This window comes from Nocardia sp. NPDC003183 (genome assembly GCF_053590715.1).
On sequence record NZ_JBSFTG010000008.1, the window covers coordinates 55,882 to 71,355 of the forward strand.

At 67.9% G+C, this 15,474-nt stretch carries 18 protein-coding genes; 13 read left to right on the forward strand and 5 right to left on the reverse strand.

Features of this window, described 5'->3' with window-relative positions; genetic code table 11:
• The first annotated feature begins 184 nt into the window (after window positions 1–184).
• Genes ACWDXS_RS22745 through ACWDXS_RS22755 form a run of 3 tightly spaced genes read left to right on the forward strand, consistent with a single transcriptional unit; the run spans window position 185 to window position 1,245 of the window.
• On the forward strand, window positions 185–550 hold the full coding sequence (locus ACWDXS_RS22745) for a YidH family protein (RefSeq protein ID WP_378992200.1): 366 nt from the start codon (window positions 185–187) through the stop codon (window positions 548–550).
• Window positions 547–846: a DUF202 domain-containing protein gene (locus ACWDXS_RS22750; RefSeq protein WP_449968422.1), complete on the forward strand. Its 300-nt coding sequence runs from the start codon at window positions 547–549 to the stop codon at window positions 844–846. Before ACWDXS_RS22745 ends, ACWDXS_RS22750 begins: the two co-directional genes overlap by 4 nt.
• Window positions 847–903: 57 nt before the next feature.
• Window positions 904–1,245: a hypothetical protein gene (locus tag ACWDXS_RS22755; RefSeq protein ID WP_449968425.1), complete on the forward strand. Its 342-nt coding sequence runs from the start codon at window positions 904–906 to the stop codon at window positions 1,243–1,245.
• A gap of 31 nt (window positions 1,246–1,276) precedes the next feature.
• Here the strand turns inward: ACWDXS_RS22755 and ACWDXS_RS22760 are convergent, their stop codons facing one another.
• Both ACWDXS_RS22760 and ACWDXS_RS22765 read right to left on the reverse strand, forming a co-directional pair.
• Window positions 1,277–1,789, reverse strand: coding sequence for a DUF1990 family protein (locus ACWDXS_RS22760; RefSeq protein ID WP_378992204.1), 513 nt, complete (start codon window positions 1,787–1,789; stop codon window positions 1,277–1,279).
• A 61-nt stretch (window positions 1,790–1,850) separates the two neighbouring features.
• Entirely contained in the window at window positions 1,851–2,330 is a 480-nt protein-coding gene (locus tag ACWDXS_RS22765) for a M23 family metallopeptidase (RefSeq protein ID WP_449968429.1), read from the reverse strand.
• A gap of 1,509 nt (window positions 2,331–3,839) precedes the next feature.
• Between ACWDXS_RS22765 and rpsB the strand changes: the two genes are divergently transcribed.
• The 5 genes from rpsB (at window position 3,840) to ACWDXS_RS22790 (ending at window position 8,151) form a co-directional block, all read left to right on the forward strand.
• Entirely contained in the window at window positions 3,840–4,724 is an 885-nt protein-coding gene (gene rpsB, locus ACWDXS_RS22770) for a 30S ribosomal protein S2 (RefSeq protein WP_449968432.1), read from the forward strand.
• 108 nt (window positions 4,725–4,832) lie between these two features.
• On the forward strand, window positions 4,833–5,657 hold the full coding sequence (gene tsf, locus ACWDXS_RS22775) for a translation elongation factor Ts (protein WP_378992207.1): 825 nt from the start codon (window positions 4,833–4,835) through the stop codon (window positions 5,655–5,657).
• 168 nt (window positions 5,658–5,825) lie between these two features.
• Complete coding sequence (gene pyrH, locus ACWDXS_RS22780) at window positions 5,826–6,554, forward strand: UMP kinase (protein ID WP_378607015.1); 729 nt, start codon at window positions 5,826–5,828, stop codon at window positions 6,552–6,554.
• Window positions 6,555–6,603: 49 nt separating this feature from the next.
• Window positions 6,604–7,161 carry a ribosome recycling factor gene (gene frr / locus ACWDXS_RS22785; protein WP_101468579.1) on the forward strand — a complete coding sequence of 186 codons (558 nt, stop codon included), beginning with the start codon at window positions 6,604–6,606 and terminating at the stop codon, window positions 7,159–7,161.
• A gap of 111 nt (window positions 7,162–7,272) precedes the next feature.
• Window positions 7,273–8,151, forward strand: coding sequence for a phosphatidate cytidylyltransferase (locus tag ACWDXS_RS22790; protein WP_378992400.1), 879 nt, complete (start codon window positions 7,273–7,275; stop codon window positions 8,149–8,151).
• An 11-nt stretch (window positions 8,152–8,162) separates the two neighbouring features.
• Here the strand turns inward: ACWDXS_RS22790 and ACWDXS_RS22795 are convergent, their stop codons facing one another.
• Window positions 8,163–8,543, reverse strand: a complete 381-nt coding sequence (locus ACWDXS_RS22795) for a LapA family protein (RefSeq protein WP_449968438.1) — start codon at window positions 8,541–8,543, stop codon at window positions 8,163–8,165.
• Between the two features lie 101 nt (window positions 8,544–8,644).
• Between ACWDXS_RS22795 and rlmN the strand changes: the two genes are divergently transcribed.
• Window positions 8,645–9,754 carry a 23S rRNA (adenine(2503)-C(2))-methyltransferase RlmN gene (gene rlmN, locus ACWDXS_RS22800; RefSeq protein WP_378626392.1) on the forward strand — a complete coding sequence of 370 codons (1,110 nt, stop codon included), beginning with the start codon at window positions 8,645–8,647 and terminating at the stop codon, window positions 9,752–9,754.
• A 42-nt stretch (window positions 9,755–9,796) separates the two neighbouring features.
• Here rlmN and ACWDXS_RS22805 read toward each other — a convergent pair whose 3' ends face one another.
• A complete protein-coding gene (locus tag ACWDXS_RS22805; protein ID WP_449968443.1) occupies window positions 9,797–10,600 on the reverse strand; it encodes a transglutaminase-like domain-containing protein in 804 nt (267 codons plus the stop codon).
• Between the two features lie 115 nt (window positions 10,601–10,715).
• On the opposite strand from ACWDXS_RS22805, the gene ACWDXS_RS22810 reads away from it, so the two are divergent.
• The 4 genes from ACWDXS_RS22810 to ACWDXS_RS22825 all read left to right on the forward strand — a co-directional run bounded on the left by ACWDXS_RS22810 (window position 10,716) and on the right by ACWDXS_RS22825 (window position 15,085).
• Entirely contained in the window at window positions 10,716–11,138 is a 423-nt protein-coding gene (locus tag ACWDXS_RS22810) for an uL11 family ribosomal protein (RefSeq protein ID WP_379316009.1), read from the forward strand.
• A gap of 105 nt (window positions 11,139–11,243) precedes the next feature.
• On the forward strand, window positions 11,244–12,848 hold the full coding sequence (locus ACWDXS_RS22815; protein ID WP_449968446.1) for a protein kinase domain-containing protein: 1,605 nt from the start codon (window positions 11,244–11,246) through the stop codon (window positions 12,846–12,848).
• Window positions 12,849–12,942: 94 nt separating this feature from the next.
• Window positions 12,943–14,079, forward strand: coding sequence for a serine/threonine-protein kinase (locus ACWDXS_RS22820; RefSeq protein ID WP_387442189.1), 1,137 nt, complete (start codon window positions 12,943–12,945; stop codon window positions 14,077–14,079).
• Window positions 14,080–14,122: 43 nt separating this feature from the next.
• A complete protein-coding gene (locus tag ACWDXS_RS22825; protein ID WP_449968449.1) occupies window positions 14,123–15,085 on the forward strand; it encodes a LysR substrate-binding domain-containing protein in 963 nt (320 codons plus the stop codon).
• A gap of 64 nt (window positions 15,086–15,149) precedes the next feature.
• On the opposite strand, the gene ACWDXS_RS22830 is transcribed toward ACWDXS_RS22825, so the two are convergent.
• Complete coding sequence (locus tag ACWDXS_RS22830; RefSeq protein WP_378992217.1) at window positions 15,150–15,419, reverse strand: DUF2631 domain-containing protein; 270 nt, start codon at window positions 15,417–15,419, stop codon at window positions 15,150–15,152.
• Between the last annotated feature and the right edge of the window lie 55 nt (window positions 15,420–15,474).

The window sequence follows — 15,474 nt, forward strand, 5'->3', positions numbered from 1 at the left end:
CTTCAGGAACCGTGCCGCTCCGGGAGTTTCTCGGTGAGCGGGGAACCCGCGCGAGTCCTTGTCACGGAGTGCGCACGATCGGCGCCGCACAGATCGGCGACGGCAACCTGATCGACGCCGCGCTCGTGCGGATCATCCGTGGGTGGATGGGGGTAGCGCATGATGGGGGCAGGAGGTGGTGGTCGTGACGTTGCCCGAGGTCGGGGCCGAATCGGACGACGGCGAGGAGGAGGTCGACTATCGGTTCACCCTCGCCAACGAGCGGACGTTTCTGGCGTGGATCAGGACCGCGATCGGTCTGCTCGCCGGCGGCGTCGCGGTGCACACCCTCGTGCAGCCGACTCGGCTGGCCGGATTCGCCGGCGCCATCTCGATGATCTGCCTGATCATGGCGCTGGCCGTCGCGCTCGCTGCCTTCCGGCACTGGCGGCGGGTCGATCTCGCGATGCGGACCGGGCGACCGTTGCCAGGAACGGTCCTGGTTCCCGTGTTGTCGGCCGGCATCGCGATCGTCGCCGTGCTCGCCTGTGTGGCGGTCGTGCTGTCGTGACCGCAGCGACCCTGGCGATGGAGCGCACCGCTCTGGCTTGGCGGCGCACCTCTCTCGGAGCAGCCGGCTGCGCGCTGCTCTTCGTGCACGAGGCGACTGTCGACGGTTGGCCGGCATGCCCGGTCCCGCTCGCCGCCGCCACGGTCGCCCTGCTCGTGGCCGGAGTCGGCTGGTCGCGCGGCCGCGCACTCGATCGCGGACACTGCGGCACCGCGCACCGATTCGTCGCGACCACCACCCTCGCCGTTGCGACCGTCGCCCTCATCGCGGCAGTCACCGTAGTGCTCAACGGGTAGCGCTCGCCCTGCGATGTACTCGGCACCGGTGGCGTTGTCAGAAATACTGTGGTGGACGTGACTTCCCTGCGCGAGCGGCTGCGCGCCGCGTTGGAAACTGCGATGAAGGCCCGTGACCTCGGTGCGGTCACGGCGCTGCGTTCCGCGTTGGCGGCGATCGACAACGCGGAGGCGATCGATGCCGGTGACGTACGAGCCGGCGCCGTGGAGGAAAGCCCAGTCGGCCTCGGTGCGGCCGAGGCCGTTCGCCGCGACCTCACCGAGGTCGAGATCGAAGCGATCGTCCGTCGGGAGATCGACGAAAGACGTTGCGCGGCATCTGACTACGACCGACTCGGCGCGATCGATCGCCGCGATCGGTTGAGCGCCGAAGCCGACGCGCTGGCCGCGCTGCTCTGACGGCCGTACCCGGGCGGGCCGGGCTGCGACGTCAGTCGTTGGTGGGCAGAGTGTTCAGGTAGCGGTGGGTGAACCAGCGCTGGATCAGCCGGGCGACGGGTCCGCCGAGACGGACGTACCAGGCACCTGGCTGGGAGAAGGCGGTGATCAGGCCGTAGACGGTGTCGTCGGTCGGGTCGTATTCGACGGCGAACAGTTCCTCGCCGACCTCGGGGTGTCCCGGCAGGGTGCCGTAGGCGAAACCTCGGCGGTCGGGTTCGTCGAGGACGTAGACGACGCGGCAGGGCGCGCTGATGTTCAGTGGCCCGATGCGGAGGACGACGGTCAACTCGGTTCCGGGCTGCGCGGTTTCGGTATCGGCGCCGCGAAAGGTGCCGACGCCCTTCTGAATTCCGAAGTCGAGAATGTGGGCGGCCGCGCGCTCGAACAGATCGCGGCCGTGGCCGATCGGCCGCCGATTCCGGAACCGGTGGTACCCGTCGGGCATCGTGGCGCGGGTGGCGCCCACGTCGGGATAGGTGAAAGGCGCTGATTTCTCGGACACACCTCGATTCTCGTCCGCTCCGGGCTGTCATAGGTGCGGGGTGGCGGAGCGTTTCGTCACATCACGGATCCAGCGGTTTCAACCGGACCGGCACCTCGTGCAGGAGTCCGAGCGGGTCGACGTACTCGCGCCGGTTGTGGGCACCGGACTCACGGCGGGCTCCCCAGTGCAGGCACGCGGCGACCGGACACCCCTCGTGTCCGGTCACCAGCGTGCCGATCGCCGTACCCCTGACCACCCGGCTTCCCACCGCGACCTTCGCCGTCACCGGTTCATACGTGGTGCGCAAGCCGCCCGGATGATCGATGGACACCACGGGTTTGCCCGCCACTTCCCCCGCGAACACCACGATGCCGTCCCCCGCCGCCAGCACCGTCTGCCCGGCGGTACCCGCCAGATCCACTCCCCGATGCCCCGGCAGCCAATTCCGCTCCGGCTTGTCGAACCGGCGCTCCACCGCCGGCCGCGGCCGCAACGGCCAACCGAACGGCCCCGCTTCCGTCGCATCGGCCGGTACCGCGCCACTGAGCACAATGGCCACCGGACAGACGACCCCGAGTACTCCCCGGAGGATCGACCGCACCCGAAGCGCCGCGCGTCGCAGCTGCTCGGAAATGCGAGGACGCCGGCCACGATCGGGTGCCGCCGACCACGCATCACAGCCGGGCCAGGGCTGGTCGACCCGGTACAGGCGGGTCGCTGATGTGATGGCGTCAGGTCGAGGTCGATGACGGGGTGCTCGGTTCGTCGACCACACCACGGCGTCAGACCGACCGGGCCGGCTGGCGCGAGCCGGCCACGCTGCGGAGCGGGGTCGGGACCAACCGGGCCGAAGAACGCGACCCGCCATCTTCAGCCCACCGTCGTGGGTCGCGAACATCGAGGCCTCAGCGGTGCGGTCGTGGTGTCGGCACCCGCTGCTGCGCCGCCAGCGCCCGCAGCATCTCCCGCAGAACCGCGGGCAGCTGCGCCGCCGACCCGCTCCCGCCTCCGGCCAGCACCCTGATCCCTATCTCCGACCGAGCCCCGGCACTCGGATCCATACCCTGCGGTCGTGCCGGCGCAGATCCGAAATCGTGAATCGTCACCTGCACCGGGACAGGAGCGGGAACGAGTTCCCGTCGGGGCACGGTCACCGGAACCACATTCGATTCCCGGCCGCACGAGACGGCGCCGGACGGGTGCTCCGGCGGCTGGACAGGCGAACCACTCCTGCGCGCACCTTCCATCGCCGGCCTCGGCGGGAGTTCCACAGCTACCGCCGCTGCGAGGATGATCGAAACGGGAACAGCGGCCGCCGCTGGTCGGCCTGTCGAGGTGGGCGCGTTCTGTGGGTTGGGCGCGGGCGGCGCTGTCGGCACCGTGCCGGGCGCGGCCGCACGTTGCGATGGGCGAGTCGCCTGGCCGACCCTCTCGGGCGGGTGGGCCAGGACCACGGCCCCGCGTGCCCCGCCACCGGCGCATATCGGCGATGGGTCGCTGGGGTGTGGGACCGTTGGTGCGACGTCGGTAGCGGAGGGTCGAGCTGCGGGTGGAGCACCGCTCTCAGGGTGTGCCGCGGCCGGTGCGGCAGCGACCCCCGCCGCGAAGAGCAGCGGAAATGTAGTGATCAGGGTGCGTGTCACAGTGTTCATGCCCCAACTCTGGGCGCCGGACAACCCCACCGGGACAACGATTTCGGGAATGTGGACAACGTTCCCGCATGTGGATATCGCGTACTTCATCCGCGAAATGGGCGGTCTTTGCGCAGGGGCGATTTCGGACCTGGCCATGCTCCGCGTAGACTGAACGAGCGGTTTGTGCTCAGCAGCCAATGCGTGTGCACAGCACGGACCGACTTCGCGCGCCACCCGTGCTCGTCCATCCGGTCGTCGCTCGCAATGCAGACGGTCCGCGAGGGCATGTCAGCGCGAGTTCTCCAGCGGATGAACAGGGAAATCGTCGGCTGGTCCCGGATTCTTCGAATCGGGTCCGGCGGTTTCGGTGGCGCCAGGGCAGTCGATCGCCGATCGACCGCGACAACCGGCAACGAAAGAGAGATACGAAGGCTATGCCTGTCGTAACTATGAAGCAGCTGCTCGACAGCGGCGCGCACTTCGGCCACCAGACTCGTCGGTGGAACCCGAAGATGAAGCGGTTCATCTTCACCGACCGCAACGGCATCTACATCATCGACCTGCAGCAGACGCTGACCTTCATCGACAAGGCCTACGAGTTCGTCAAGGAGACTGTCGCCCACGGTGGCACCGTCCTCTTCGTCGGTACCAAGAAGCAGGCCCAGGAGTCGATCGCTTCCGAGGCGCTGCGCGTCGGAATGCCCTACGTCAACCAGCGTTGGCTGGGTGGCATGCTCACCAACTTCTCCACCGTGCACAAGCGCCTGCAGCGCCTCAAAGAACTCGAGGCGATGGAGCAGACCGGTGGCTTCGAGGGTCGCACCAAGAAGGAAATCCTCATGCTCACGCGTGAGATGACCAAGCTGGACCGCACCCTCGGCGGTATCCGTGACATGGCCAAGGTTCCCTCGGCCATCTGGATCGTCGATACCAACAAGGAGCACATCGCCGTCGGCGAGGCGCGCAAGCTGAACATCCCGGTCATCGCGATCCTGGATACCAACTGCGACCCCGACCTGGTCGACTACCCGATCCCGGGTAACGACGACGCGATCCGTTCCGCCGCACTGCTCACCAAGGTCGTCGCCTCCGCGGTGGCCGAGGGCGTGCAGGCCCGCGCGGGCCAGGCTTCTGGCGACGCGAAGCCCGAAGCCGGCGCAGGCGAGCCGCTGGCCGAGTGGGAGCAGGAGCTCCTGTCCTCGGCGACCCCGGCTGCCGAAGCCGATGTCGCTGCCGCGACCGAGGCCCCGGCCGTCGAGACCCCGGCCGAGGCCGAGGTCAAGGCCGACCCGGCACAGCACACCCCGGCCGACTTCTGAGCTGACCGGTAGCACTACGTTCACCTTGCCGGCCCTTCTGAATTCAGAAGCGGTCGGCAAGGTGGTGTTAACACCCAAGCACCCCACACACGAGGAGGCTCGCCCCCGATGGCGAACTACACCGCTGCTGATGTGAAGCGGCTCCGGGAGCTCACCGGCTCCGGCATGATGGACTGCAAGAACGCGCTGGCCGACTCCGACGGCGATTTCGACAAGGCCGTCGAGGTGCTGCGCATCAAGGGCGCCAAGGACGTCGGCAAGCGCGCCGAGCGTGCGACCGCCGAAGGCCTGGTCATCGCCAAGGACGGCGTCATGGTCGAGATCAACTGCGAGACCGACTTCGTTGCCAAGAACGCCGAGTTCCAGCAGCTGGCCGACGCGATCGTGACCGCGGCCGCCGCGGCGAAGCCGGCCGACCTGGACGCCCTCAAGGCGCTCAAGCTGACCGACGGCACCGTTGACGACGCCGTGCAGGCGCTGTCGGCCAAGATCGGCGAGAAGCTGGAACTGCGTCGCGTCGTGTCCTTCGACGGCCCGGTCGCCACCTACCTGCACAAGCGCGCTTCGGACCTGCCGCCCGCCGTCGGCGTGCTGGTGGAGTACGAAGGCACCGGCGACGCCGCTGCCGACGCCGCGCGTGCCGCAGGCATGCAGGTCGCCGCGCTCAAGGCCAAGTACCTGACCCGCGAGGAGGTGCCCGCCGATGTCGTCGACAACGAGCGTCGCATCGCCGAGGAGACCGCGCGCGAAGAGGGCAAGCCCGAAGCCGCGCTGGCGAAGATCACCGAAGGCCGCGTGAACGGCTTCTTCAAGGACGTCGTGCTGCTCGAGCAGTCCGCCGTCACCGACTCCAAGAAGACCGTCAAGGCGCTTCTGGAAGAGGCGGGCGTGAACGTGAAGCGTTTCGCTCGTTTCGAGGTCGGCCAGGCCTGATCCGCCTGAACTTCACGAACAGCCTCTTCGGCGCGGTGTGATGCCGCGCCGGAGGGGCTTTCCTCATGGATCGACCGACCCCACTTCCGGGTGACCGCAACCTGATAGGGCAGGATGGATGCCGCCTGCTCGCCCCGCTCTCGACCTCGCCGAAGGAGACCGACACCCATGACCGACCCGGGTAACGACCGCCCTGGATACAACCGGGTGCTGCTCAAGCTGGGTGGGGAGATGTTCGGTGGTGGCGGAGTGGGCCTCGATCCCGACGTCGTGCAGACCGTGGCCGAGCAGATCGCCGAGATCGTCGAGACCGGCGTGCAGGTGGCCGTGGTGATCGGCGGCGGCAACTTCTTCCGCGGCGCCGAATTGGAGGAGCGCGGCATGGAGCGGGCGCGCTCCGACTACATGGGCATGCTCGGCACCGTGATGAACAGCCTCGCCCTCCAGGATTTCCTTCAGCAGCAGGGTGTGGACACCCGCGTGCAGACCGCCATCACCATGGGCCAGGTCGCCGAGCCCTACCTGCCGCTGCGCGCCAAGCGCCACCTCGAGAAGGGCCGCGTCGTGATCTTCGGCGCGGGAATGGGCATGCCCTACTTCTCCACCGACACCACCGCCGCTCAGCGCGCGCTGGAAATCGGCGCCGACGTGGTGCTGATGGCGAAAGCGGTCGACGGTGTGTTCGACGCCGATCCGCGCGTCGACCCGAATGCGAGCATGTTCACCGAGATCACCCACAAGGAAGTGATCGAAAAGGGCCTGAAGGTGGCCGATGCCACCGCGTTCAGTCTCTGCATGGACAACCAGATGCCGATGCTGGTGTTCAATCTGTTGATCAAGGGCAATATTGCCCGCGCGGTCGCCGGTGAACCCATCGGCACCCTGGTTCGGTCGTGACCCCGCACCCGCGGACGATGACGATGACGACGCTGTGGAGGATTCGGTCGTGATTGATGAAGCGCTCTTCGATGCCGAAGAGAAGATGGACAAGGCCGTCACGGTGGCGAAGGACGACCTGGGCAGCATCCGTACCGGTCGCGCCAACCCGGGCATGTTCACCCGTGTGCTGATCGAGTACTACGGCTCGCTCACCCCGATCACCCAGGTCTCGAGCATCACCGTGCCCGAGCCGCGCATGGTCGTGATCAAGCCCTACGAGCAGAGCTCGCTCGGCCTGATCGAGAACGCCATCCGCAACTCCGACCTGGGCGTGAACCCGACCAACAACGGCGACATCCTGCGCATCTCGGTGCCGCAGCTCACCGAGGAACGCCGCCGCGAGATGGTCAAGATGGCCAAGAGCAAGGGCGAGGACGCCAAGGTCTCGATTCGCAACGTCCGCCGCAAGGCGATGGACGAACTCGGTCGCATCCAGAAGGATGGCGAAGCGGGTGAGGACGAGGTCGGGCGCGCCGAGAAGGAGCTCGACAAGACCACCGCCAAGTATGTGGCCCAGGTCGACGAGCTGGTCAAGCACAAGGAAGCCGAACTGCTCGAGGTCTGAGCGCCAGATCTCGCCAGTCCCGCTCGTGCGGGGGATGAACGGAACGACGAGTTGAGCGACGGGACAATCGTGGCCGAAGACGCCGCCGCCACCGGGGCGGCACCGGATCCCATGCCGGACAAGGTCGAGGAGACCGCGGCCGCGCCGCAGGACGAGCAGCCGCCCGCCCCGACCTCACGGGCCGGGCGCAATCTGCCTGCGGCACTGGCAGTCGGGCTGACGCTCGGGCTGTCGTTGATCGCGATCCTGTTGTTCGTCCCGAAGGTGTTCATCGCGGTCGCGGGCATCGGCGTCGGCGTGGCGACCTGGGAGGTCACCAAGCGGCTGCGCGAAGCCGATGTGCTGGTACCGCGGATTCCGCTGCTGGTGGGCGGTCAGGCGGTGTTCTGGCTGGGCTGGCCGTGGGGGGCAGGTGGGGTGCTCGGCGCGTTCGCCGCCACCGCGCTGGTGTGCATGGTGTGGCGTCTGTTCGACCACGGCCTCAGTACCGCGCCGAAGAACTTCCTGCGTGACACGGCGATCGCTGTGTTCACCCTCACTTGGATTCCGTTGCTGGCCGCGTTCTCGACGCTGCTGCTGCTCGAACCCGACGGCAATCTCCGGGTACTCACCTTCATGATCCTGGTGGTGTGCTCCGATGTCGGCGGCTACGTCGCCGGTGTGCTGTTCGGCAGGCATCCGATGGTGCCCGCGATCAGTCCGAAGAAGTCGTGGGAGGGGTTCTGCGGGTCGCTGGTGTTCAGCGTGATCGGCGGTCTGCTGACCGTCACGTTGCTGCTCGAGGCGAACTCGATGATCGGTGTGGTGCTCGGTGTCGGCCTGGTGGCCGTGGCGACCATCGGTGACCTGATCGAGTCGCAGATCAAGCGGGAACTCGGCATCAAGGACATGGGGACCCTGCTGCCGGGGCACGGCGGAATCATGGATCGCCTGGACTCGATGCTGCCCTCGGCGTTCGTCTCCTGGCTGGTACTCAGCGCGCTGATCTGATCGACTCAGCGTCAGGACGACCGCTTGGCGGCGTGCCGCAGTTGCAGAATGCGCACCCCGCCGACCAGACCCATCACCAGCGCGCCCGCGATCACCGACAGCAACACGGTGATACCGAGCGGCAGTTCGAAATCCCAGAACAGCAGGTTGGTACGGACCTTGTCGAGGTTCTGGATGATGAAGGTCAGCAGCACGATGCCGAGCAGGGCGGCCGCCAGCAACGCGATCCAGGTGTAGCCGGTGCGAGACCCGTGCACGGCGTCGCGCGGGACGGGTACCGGCGCGGCCGCGGGTTTCGCCGGTTCGGCGGGCTTGCTGTGCTTGCCGGTGAGATCGGTCGCCTGCGGGTCGTGCTCGGCCGGTGACGCACCGGATTCCGCATGTGTACTCATGGTTCGATCATGGCCGACTGCTATGGCTCACGCACGCATCTTCTCGATAACGTCGCCCGGCGTGGCAGGTCCGACGTGGCGTTTGGGACAATGGTGAAACTATGGCCATCTCCCTGCCCCTCGTGTTCGATGCCCCGCGCCGCGGTATGCCGCCGCGCCACCTCGCCGATCTCGATTCGGACGAACGCAAGGCCGCGGTGCAGGAGCTGGGATTGCCGAAGTTCCGCGCCGACCAGTTGGCCCGTCAGTACTACGGCCGCCTGCAGTCCGATCCTGCCCTGATGACCGACCTGCCCGCCGATGTGCGCGCGAAGGTCGGCGAGACGCTGTTCCCGCCGCTGCTGTCGGTGGTGCGCAATATCGCCTGCGACGAGGGCGACACCCGCAAAACGCTGTGGAAGGCGCACGACGGGACGTTGCTGGAGAGCGTGCTCATGCGCTACCCCGACCGCAACACGCTGTGCATTTCCAGTCAGGCGGGGTGCGGAATGGCCTGTCCGTTCTGCGCGACCGGGCAGGCGGGGCTCACTCGCAACCTGTCGACGGCGGAGATCGTCGACCAGGTGCGTGCCGCCGCGGCGTCCCTGCGTGACGGCGAGGTGCACGGCGGTCCGGGCCGGCTGTCCAACATCGTGTTCATGGGCATGGGCGAGCCGCTGGCCAACTACAAGCGGGTGGTGAACGCGGTTCGCCGGATCACTTCGCCCGCTCCCGACGGGCTCGGTATTTCGCAGCGGTCGGTGACGGTGTCGACCGTCGGCCTGGCGCCCGCGATCCGCAAGCTGGCCGACGAGAACATGTCGGTGCGGCTTGCGGTGTCGCTGCACACCCCCGACGACGAACTGCGCGACACTCTGGTGCCGGTGAACAATCGCTGGTCGATCGCCGAAGTGCTCGACGCCGCACGGTATTACGCCGACAAGTCCGGGCGTCGCGTGTCGATCGAGTACGCGTTGATCCGCGATATCAACGATCAGCCGTGGCGGGCGGATCTGCTGGGCAAGAAGCTGCACAAGGCGCTCGGTCCGCTCGTGCACGTGAACCTGATCCCGCTCAACCCGACACCGGGCAGCGAGTGGGATGCCAGCCCCAAGCCGGTCGAGAAGGAGTTCGTGCGTCGCGTGATCGCCCAGGGCGTGTCGTGCACCGTGCGCGACACCCGCGGCCAGGAGATCGCCGCCGCCTGCGGTCAGCTCGCCGCCGAGGGCTAGGGCCCTCGCCGCCGTGATGAGCTCGGGAAGACGTGTCCGAGCTCAGACGATGCTGCTCGGTGCGATGAAGTCGTCGTAGGGGAGTGGGCCCGCGACGAAGGCGTTGACCGACATGAAGTTCAAAGTGATGTCGCCGCCGTGGTTGTCCAGGAAGGCGGTATCGGAGGCGTCGCGGCCCGTGGCAATGCGTACCAGGCTCGAGCGCGGCGCGAGGCCGGTCGGGTCGTAGGTGCGCCACTCGCCGTCGATGTAGGCCTCACAGACGGCGTGGAAGTCCATCGGCACACAGCCCGGCGCGTAGACCGCGGCAACCCGGGCGGGGACGCCGACGGCGCGCAACAGCGCGACCATCAGATGCGAGAAGTCGCGGCAGACGCCGGTGCCGGAGAGCAGTGTCTCCACCGCGCCGTCGATGGGCGTGCTACTGCCCGAGACATAGGTGATCCGTCTGCCGATCCACGACGAGACGCGGTTGGCCACCTCGGGATCGGCGATGCCGTAACCGAATTCGGCTGCCGCGAAGCCGAGCAGCTTGTCCGACTCCGCGTAGCGGCTCGGCCGCCGGTACAGCGCGAGGTCGTAGTCGGACGGCGGCGCGAGGACGGCGGTGCCGAGGACGGTCGCCTGATAGTCGATCCGGAGGGTCCCCGCGCGCACGTCGAGCACGTGGATCCGGGAACCGTGCGGACCGACCACTTCGCGCGGCGTGAGGAACTCGCCGTCGAGCGAGCATGTCATGGACTCGATGAGATCGAGTCCTGGCTGGCGGGCGACAGCGATCTGACACTGCAGCACCGAATCGGCATGGACCGCGACCTCCAGGCGAGCGGAAACGTCCCGTTTCACGCCCACAGACTGACAGGCGAATCGGGATCAGGCGAACCGAACCGCTGGAGCGGGTTGCGGCCCAGGCGTTACCGTCGTGGGACCGGATCGACGCGTGCATCCGAGATCGTTGACTATGGCGCGCGAAACAGCCTCTGTCACAGTCACTCTCGAGCTCGAAGCGGGCAATGCCTCGCTGATGATCCTCGGCAAGATGCTCGGTCCGACCGGCGTTGCGCCCTTCGAGGTCAAACGGCGCTACGACGCCGCCACCGCGGATCGGCGTGGCGAGATCATTCCGGCCGTCATCACGATCGACGCCCGCAAACGCTGGACGATGCGGCTCAAGACCCCACCGACCGCATCGTTGATCCGCAAGGCTCTCGGCCACCCCGGCTCCCCGCAGCCCGGACACAAACCGGTGGGGGCGATCAGCCGGGATCAATTGCGCCGCATCGCGATCCGCAAACTCCCCGACCTGAACACCGACGATGTCGCAGCGGCGATGCGCATCGTCGCGGGCACAGCGCGGTCGATGGGTGTGCGGGTGGAGGACTGAGCCGGGGTGTAGTGCCCTGTCCTCGCGACGATTAGGGTTGGTGCTGGTCGGCGGCGGGGATATTCGCTGAAGGCCGGGCACTGCTTCGGTGGACAACGGGGGACCATGCTTGCGACGGGGGACGTCTTCGCCGGGTACGCGATCGAACGGCAGCTGGGGCGCGGCGGGATGGGTTCGGTGTATCTTGCCCGGCATCCGCGCCTGCCTCGGCAGACCGCGTTGAAGCTGCTGAATCCGGAGCTGTTCGCCGACAACGAGATTCGTGCCAGGTTCGAGCGCGAGGCCGACCTCGCCGCGCAATTGGAGCACCCCAACATCGTCACGGTCTACGACCGTGGCAGCGATGACGGGCGCCTGTGGATCAGCATGCAGTTCGTCGACGGCGTAGACGCGGCCACGATCGCACATCCCGTCCCCGCCGAACGCGCCCTGCACATCATCGAGGGCACCGCGGCGGCCCTGGACCACGCGCACCGCAACGGCGTCCTGCACCGCGACGTGAAGCCCGCCAATATCCTGCTCGCCGAGGCCGACGGCAGTGAACGAGTTCTGCTCACCGACTTCGGTATCGCCCGTCCGCGCGACGACGTCCACCACCTGACCCGGACCGGCTCGTTCACCGCGACTCTGGCCTTTGCCGCCCCGGAACAACTCACCGGCGCCCACCTCGACCACCGCGCCGACCAGTACGCCCTGGCCTGCACCCTGTACTCGCTGCTGACCGGCGTCGCCCCGTTCGAGGCGGCGAACCCGGTGCAGGTGATCCAGGGGCACCTCCAATCCCCGCCCCCGTCGCTGCGCGCCCGTCGACCGGATCTGCCCGCAGCCATGGACGCGGTCCTCGCCCGCGCCCTCGCCAAACGCGCCACCGACCGATTCGACTCCTGCGCCGAATTCGCGGCTGCCGCACGCCGTGCGCTGAGTGGCACCGGTGCGCAACCCACCGTGTTCGCCGGTGCGCGCTCGGTGCCCCGACACCCCCAGCCGAATCCGTACGGTGACGGCGGGCACGCGCCGCGCTTCGCCGCGCCCCAGCCGAACCCGGGCTACGCACCGCCGCCGATGCCGCGAAGCTCCGGTTACCGCGCGTCGGTGCCGCGTCGAAAGGGCGGCCGGGTAGTCGCAGCGGTGTTGCTGACCTTGACACTGATCATCGGCGGCGCCGTCACCTGGGTGTGGCAGGACGAGAGCACCTGGATTTCGGACATGCTGGAACGATCGCGTGCGCACAAAGATCTGGCCGCGATGTCGCAGGCATTTCCCCAGATGGTGCCGACCGGATTTGCGGACGGCCCCGGATTCGAGGGTCGTGAGTGCTCGGCGTACGCGAACACGAAGATCCGGAACGAACTCCTGTGGGAGTTGACGTTTCAGGAGGCAGACGCGAAATGGTCGTGCGGCAGTCTGGACAGTGCCGATACCGACTATTTCTTCTACGCCTTCGCGACCGCGGCAGACGCAGTCGAGGCAGTGAATCGGTTTCGTGGTGAGACCGGTGACAAGGGAAACACCTCGACCGGCTCGCGTACCGACCACCATCGTGAACAGGCCTACAACGGCGGATACAGTGGCTCCGCCGTGGTGTCCACCTTCAGCGATTCCGCGCGAAGACGATGGGTGCTGGTCTTCCAGCGCGGCTCGGCTTTCACCACAGTCGAGACCGATATGCCTGTTCTCCTCGCCGACATCGCCCGCTTTCCACTGGGTTGAACCTGCCACACAGCGGTGTACTGCACCGATTCGCGGGTCCTGGCGTTTGGTAGGGTCCAGGCCGTCGGACGAAGAGCGAGATTCGGGGGTCAGAGTGGTTTCTGACGGGACGGTGTTCGCCGGCTACACGATCGACCGGCAGCTGGGTCAGGGCGGGATGGGATCGGTGTATCTGGCCAGGCACCCACGTCTGCCCCGATGGACGGCGCTCAAGCTGCTGAATCGGGAGTTGTTCTCCGACAAGGAGATCCGGGCCAGGTTCGAGCGTGAAGCCGACCTGGTCGCGCAGCTCGACCACCCCAACATCGTCACCGTGTTCGACCGCGGCGTCGAGGGCGATCAGCTGTGGATCAGCATGCAGTACATCGACGGGATCGATGCCTCCTCGCTGGATCCGCATTCCCTGCCGCCGGACCGGGCGCTGCAGATCATCGGTGAGACCGCCGCCGCGCTCGACTACGCGCATCGCGCGGGGGTGCTGCACCGCGACGTCAAGCCCGCCAACATCCTGCTGGCGCGCTCCAGCAGCCAGGAGCGGGTGTATCTCACCGACTTCGGCATCGCACGGCTGCGCGACGATTCGGGTCATCTCACCGAGACCGGATCGTTCACCGCCACGCTGGCCTACGCCGCGCCAGAGCAGCTCACCGGCGCCGCACTGGATCACCGCGCCGACCAGTACTCCCTCGCGTGCACGCTCTACACACTGCTGACCGGCAGCGCGCCCTACGAATCGACCAGCCCGGCCGCGGTGATCACCGGTCATCTGCAAGCGCCGCCACCCCCGATCAGTCCGCGCCGCGCGGGCCTGCCGCCGGTGCTCGACGCCGTGATGGCGCGTGCGCTGGCCAAGCGACCCGCCGATCGGTTCACCTCGTGCGAGGAGTTCGTCGACGCCGCGCAGCGTGCGGTGCGCACCGGAACCACCGGTGCCCGCCCGATCGCCCGGCCGACCTCGGGGTCGCACGCGCAGCCGTTCGTCGGCATGCAGCCCATGCGCCCGGTGAGCTCGACGGGCACTCCCATCCCGCAGTACAACCCCGCTCCGATGCCCCCGCGGATGCCGCAGCCGCAGTACGCGCCCCCGCCGCAGTATCGGCAGCAACCGGTGCCGATCCCGAATCCGCCGCCGCAACGGGGCGGCTGGGGATCGGCACTGGGCGCCTACGCGGTCCTGTTGGTCGTCGTCATCGTGATCGCCGGCGTGATCGCGCTGCTGGCCAACCTCTGATCGGCTCGTCGACCCGATCGGCGGGTGCCATATTCTGGTCAGAATGAGCGACTTCGACGTCACCGCCGCCGACTCCATCGACCTCGACCGGTTGCGTCGTTTCGTCGCGGTCGCCGAGGAGTTGCACTTCGCCCGCGCCGCCAAGGCGCTGCGGATCCCACGGCAGGCTCTCAGCGCCACCGTGATCGAGCTGGAAGAAGAGCTCGGCACCCGCGTCTTCGTGCCGGGCGCTTCGCCCACCCAGCTCACCGACGACGGCACCGCCCTGCTCGCGCGTGCCAGGGACCTGATCCGGGTGCGGGAGCAGGCCGAACGGGAGCAGAAGCCCGACGCGCCCGCGAGCCTGCGGGTGGGGTTCGTGCCGGGAGTGACGGTGTCGAAGTGGGCGCGGATCTGGGGCGAGCGGCTACCTGACCACCCGCTCGAGGTGGTCGGCGTCGCGCAGGGCGAGCAGGAGTCGGTGCTGCGCGAGGGGCGCGTCGACCTGTGCTTCGTCCGGCTGCCCATCGACCGGACCGCGACCAACGCGATCGCGCTGTGGCAGGAGACGCCGGTCGCGGTCGTGCAGAAAGACGACGCGCTGTCACTGCTCGAGACGATCAGCCCGGCGGATCTGGCCGACGAGACGATCCAGGACGGTGCCGATCTCGATCAGGCCGTCGACACTCTCGCCCTGGTCGCCGCCGTGGGCGGCGCGGCGATCATGCCGCAATCGATCGCGCGCCTGCATCACCGCCGCGACCTGGTCTACCGCCCGATCAGCGACACCGAGTTCACCGAGATCGCGCTGGCGTGGCCTGCCGGGACCGACAGCGATCTGCTCGAGGAGTTCGTCGGTATCGTGCGCGGCCGCTCGGCCAACAGCTCGCGCGGCGGGGTCGCGGAGCCGGAGCAGCGCGCCACGGCGCCCGCGCGCAAACCCGCGGCGAAGAAGCCCACGGCCAAGAAACCGGCGCCGAAGAAGCCGGTCGCGCGTGGCCGCAAACCGGCCCGGCGCGGCCGCTGACGCACGAAAACGCCTGCGGCGCATGGTGATTGCCGCAGGCGTGGACGTACTTGTCGTCGAAGAACTACTTCGGCATCCGCTGGGTGAGCGAATCGACGACCAGGATGATCGCCATCACGCCTGCCAGGCCGACGAGGAAGATGTCCTCGACATGACCCTTGTGGTTGCCGATGGTCATCCCGAGCAGGGCCACGATGACGACCCAACCCGCGATGCGGAAGGTCTTGCGCGACTCACCGCTCCAGCCCCATGCTGCCGAGGGCACCTCGGCGGGGTCGACGCTGGTGGCGACGGCACGCTCGGTGCTGGCTTTATCGAGGTCCGTGGCTGCCACGATCGCTCCTAAGGGCTCGAGTTCTGGTTGGGCGAGTGAGCATATCGTGGCATAC

Excerpts from the sequence above, each read along its gene's own strand:
- rpsB (WP_449968432.1), top strand. The coding sequence starts at position 3,840 with ATGCCTGTCGTAACTATGAAGCAGCTGCTCGACAGCGGCGCGCACTTC.
- ACWDXS_RS22810 (WP_379316009.1), top strand. The coding sequence starts at position 10,716 with ATGGCGCGCGAAACAGCCTCTGTCACAGTCACTCTCGAGCTCGAAGCG.
- pyrH (WP_378607015.1), top strand. The coding sequence starts at position 5,826 with ATGACCGACCCGGGTAACGACCGCCCTGGATACAACCGGGTGCTGCTC.
- ACWDXS_RS22815 (WP_449968446.1), top strand. The coding sequence starts at position 11,244 with ATGCTTGCGACGGGGGACGTCTTCGCCGGGTACGCGATCGAACGGCAG.
- rlmN (WP_378626392.1), top strand. The coding sequence starts at position 8,645 with ATGGCCATCTCCCTGCCCCTCGTGTTCGATGCCCCGCGCCGCGGTATG.
- ACWDXS_RS22825 (WP_449968449.1), top strand. The coding sequence starts at position 14,123 with ATGAGCGACTTCGACGTCACCGCCGCCGACTCCATCGACCTCGACCGG.
- tsf (WP_378992207.1), top strand. The coding sequence starts at position 4,833 with ATGGCGAACTACACCGCTGCTGATGTGAAGCGGCTCCGGGAGCTCACC.
- ACWDXS_RS22790 (WP_378992400.1), top strand. The coding sequence starts at position 7,273 with ATGCCGGACAAGGTCGAGGAGACCGCGGCCGCGCCGCAGGACGAGCAG.
- ACWDXS_RS22795 (WP_449968438.1), bottom strand. The coding sequence starts at position 8,543 with ATGAGTACACATGCGGAATCCGGTGCGTCACCGGCCGAGCACGACCCG.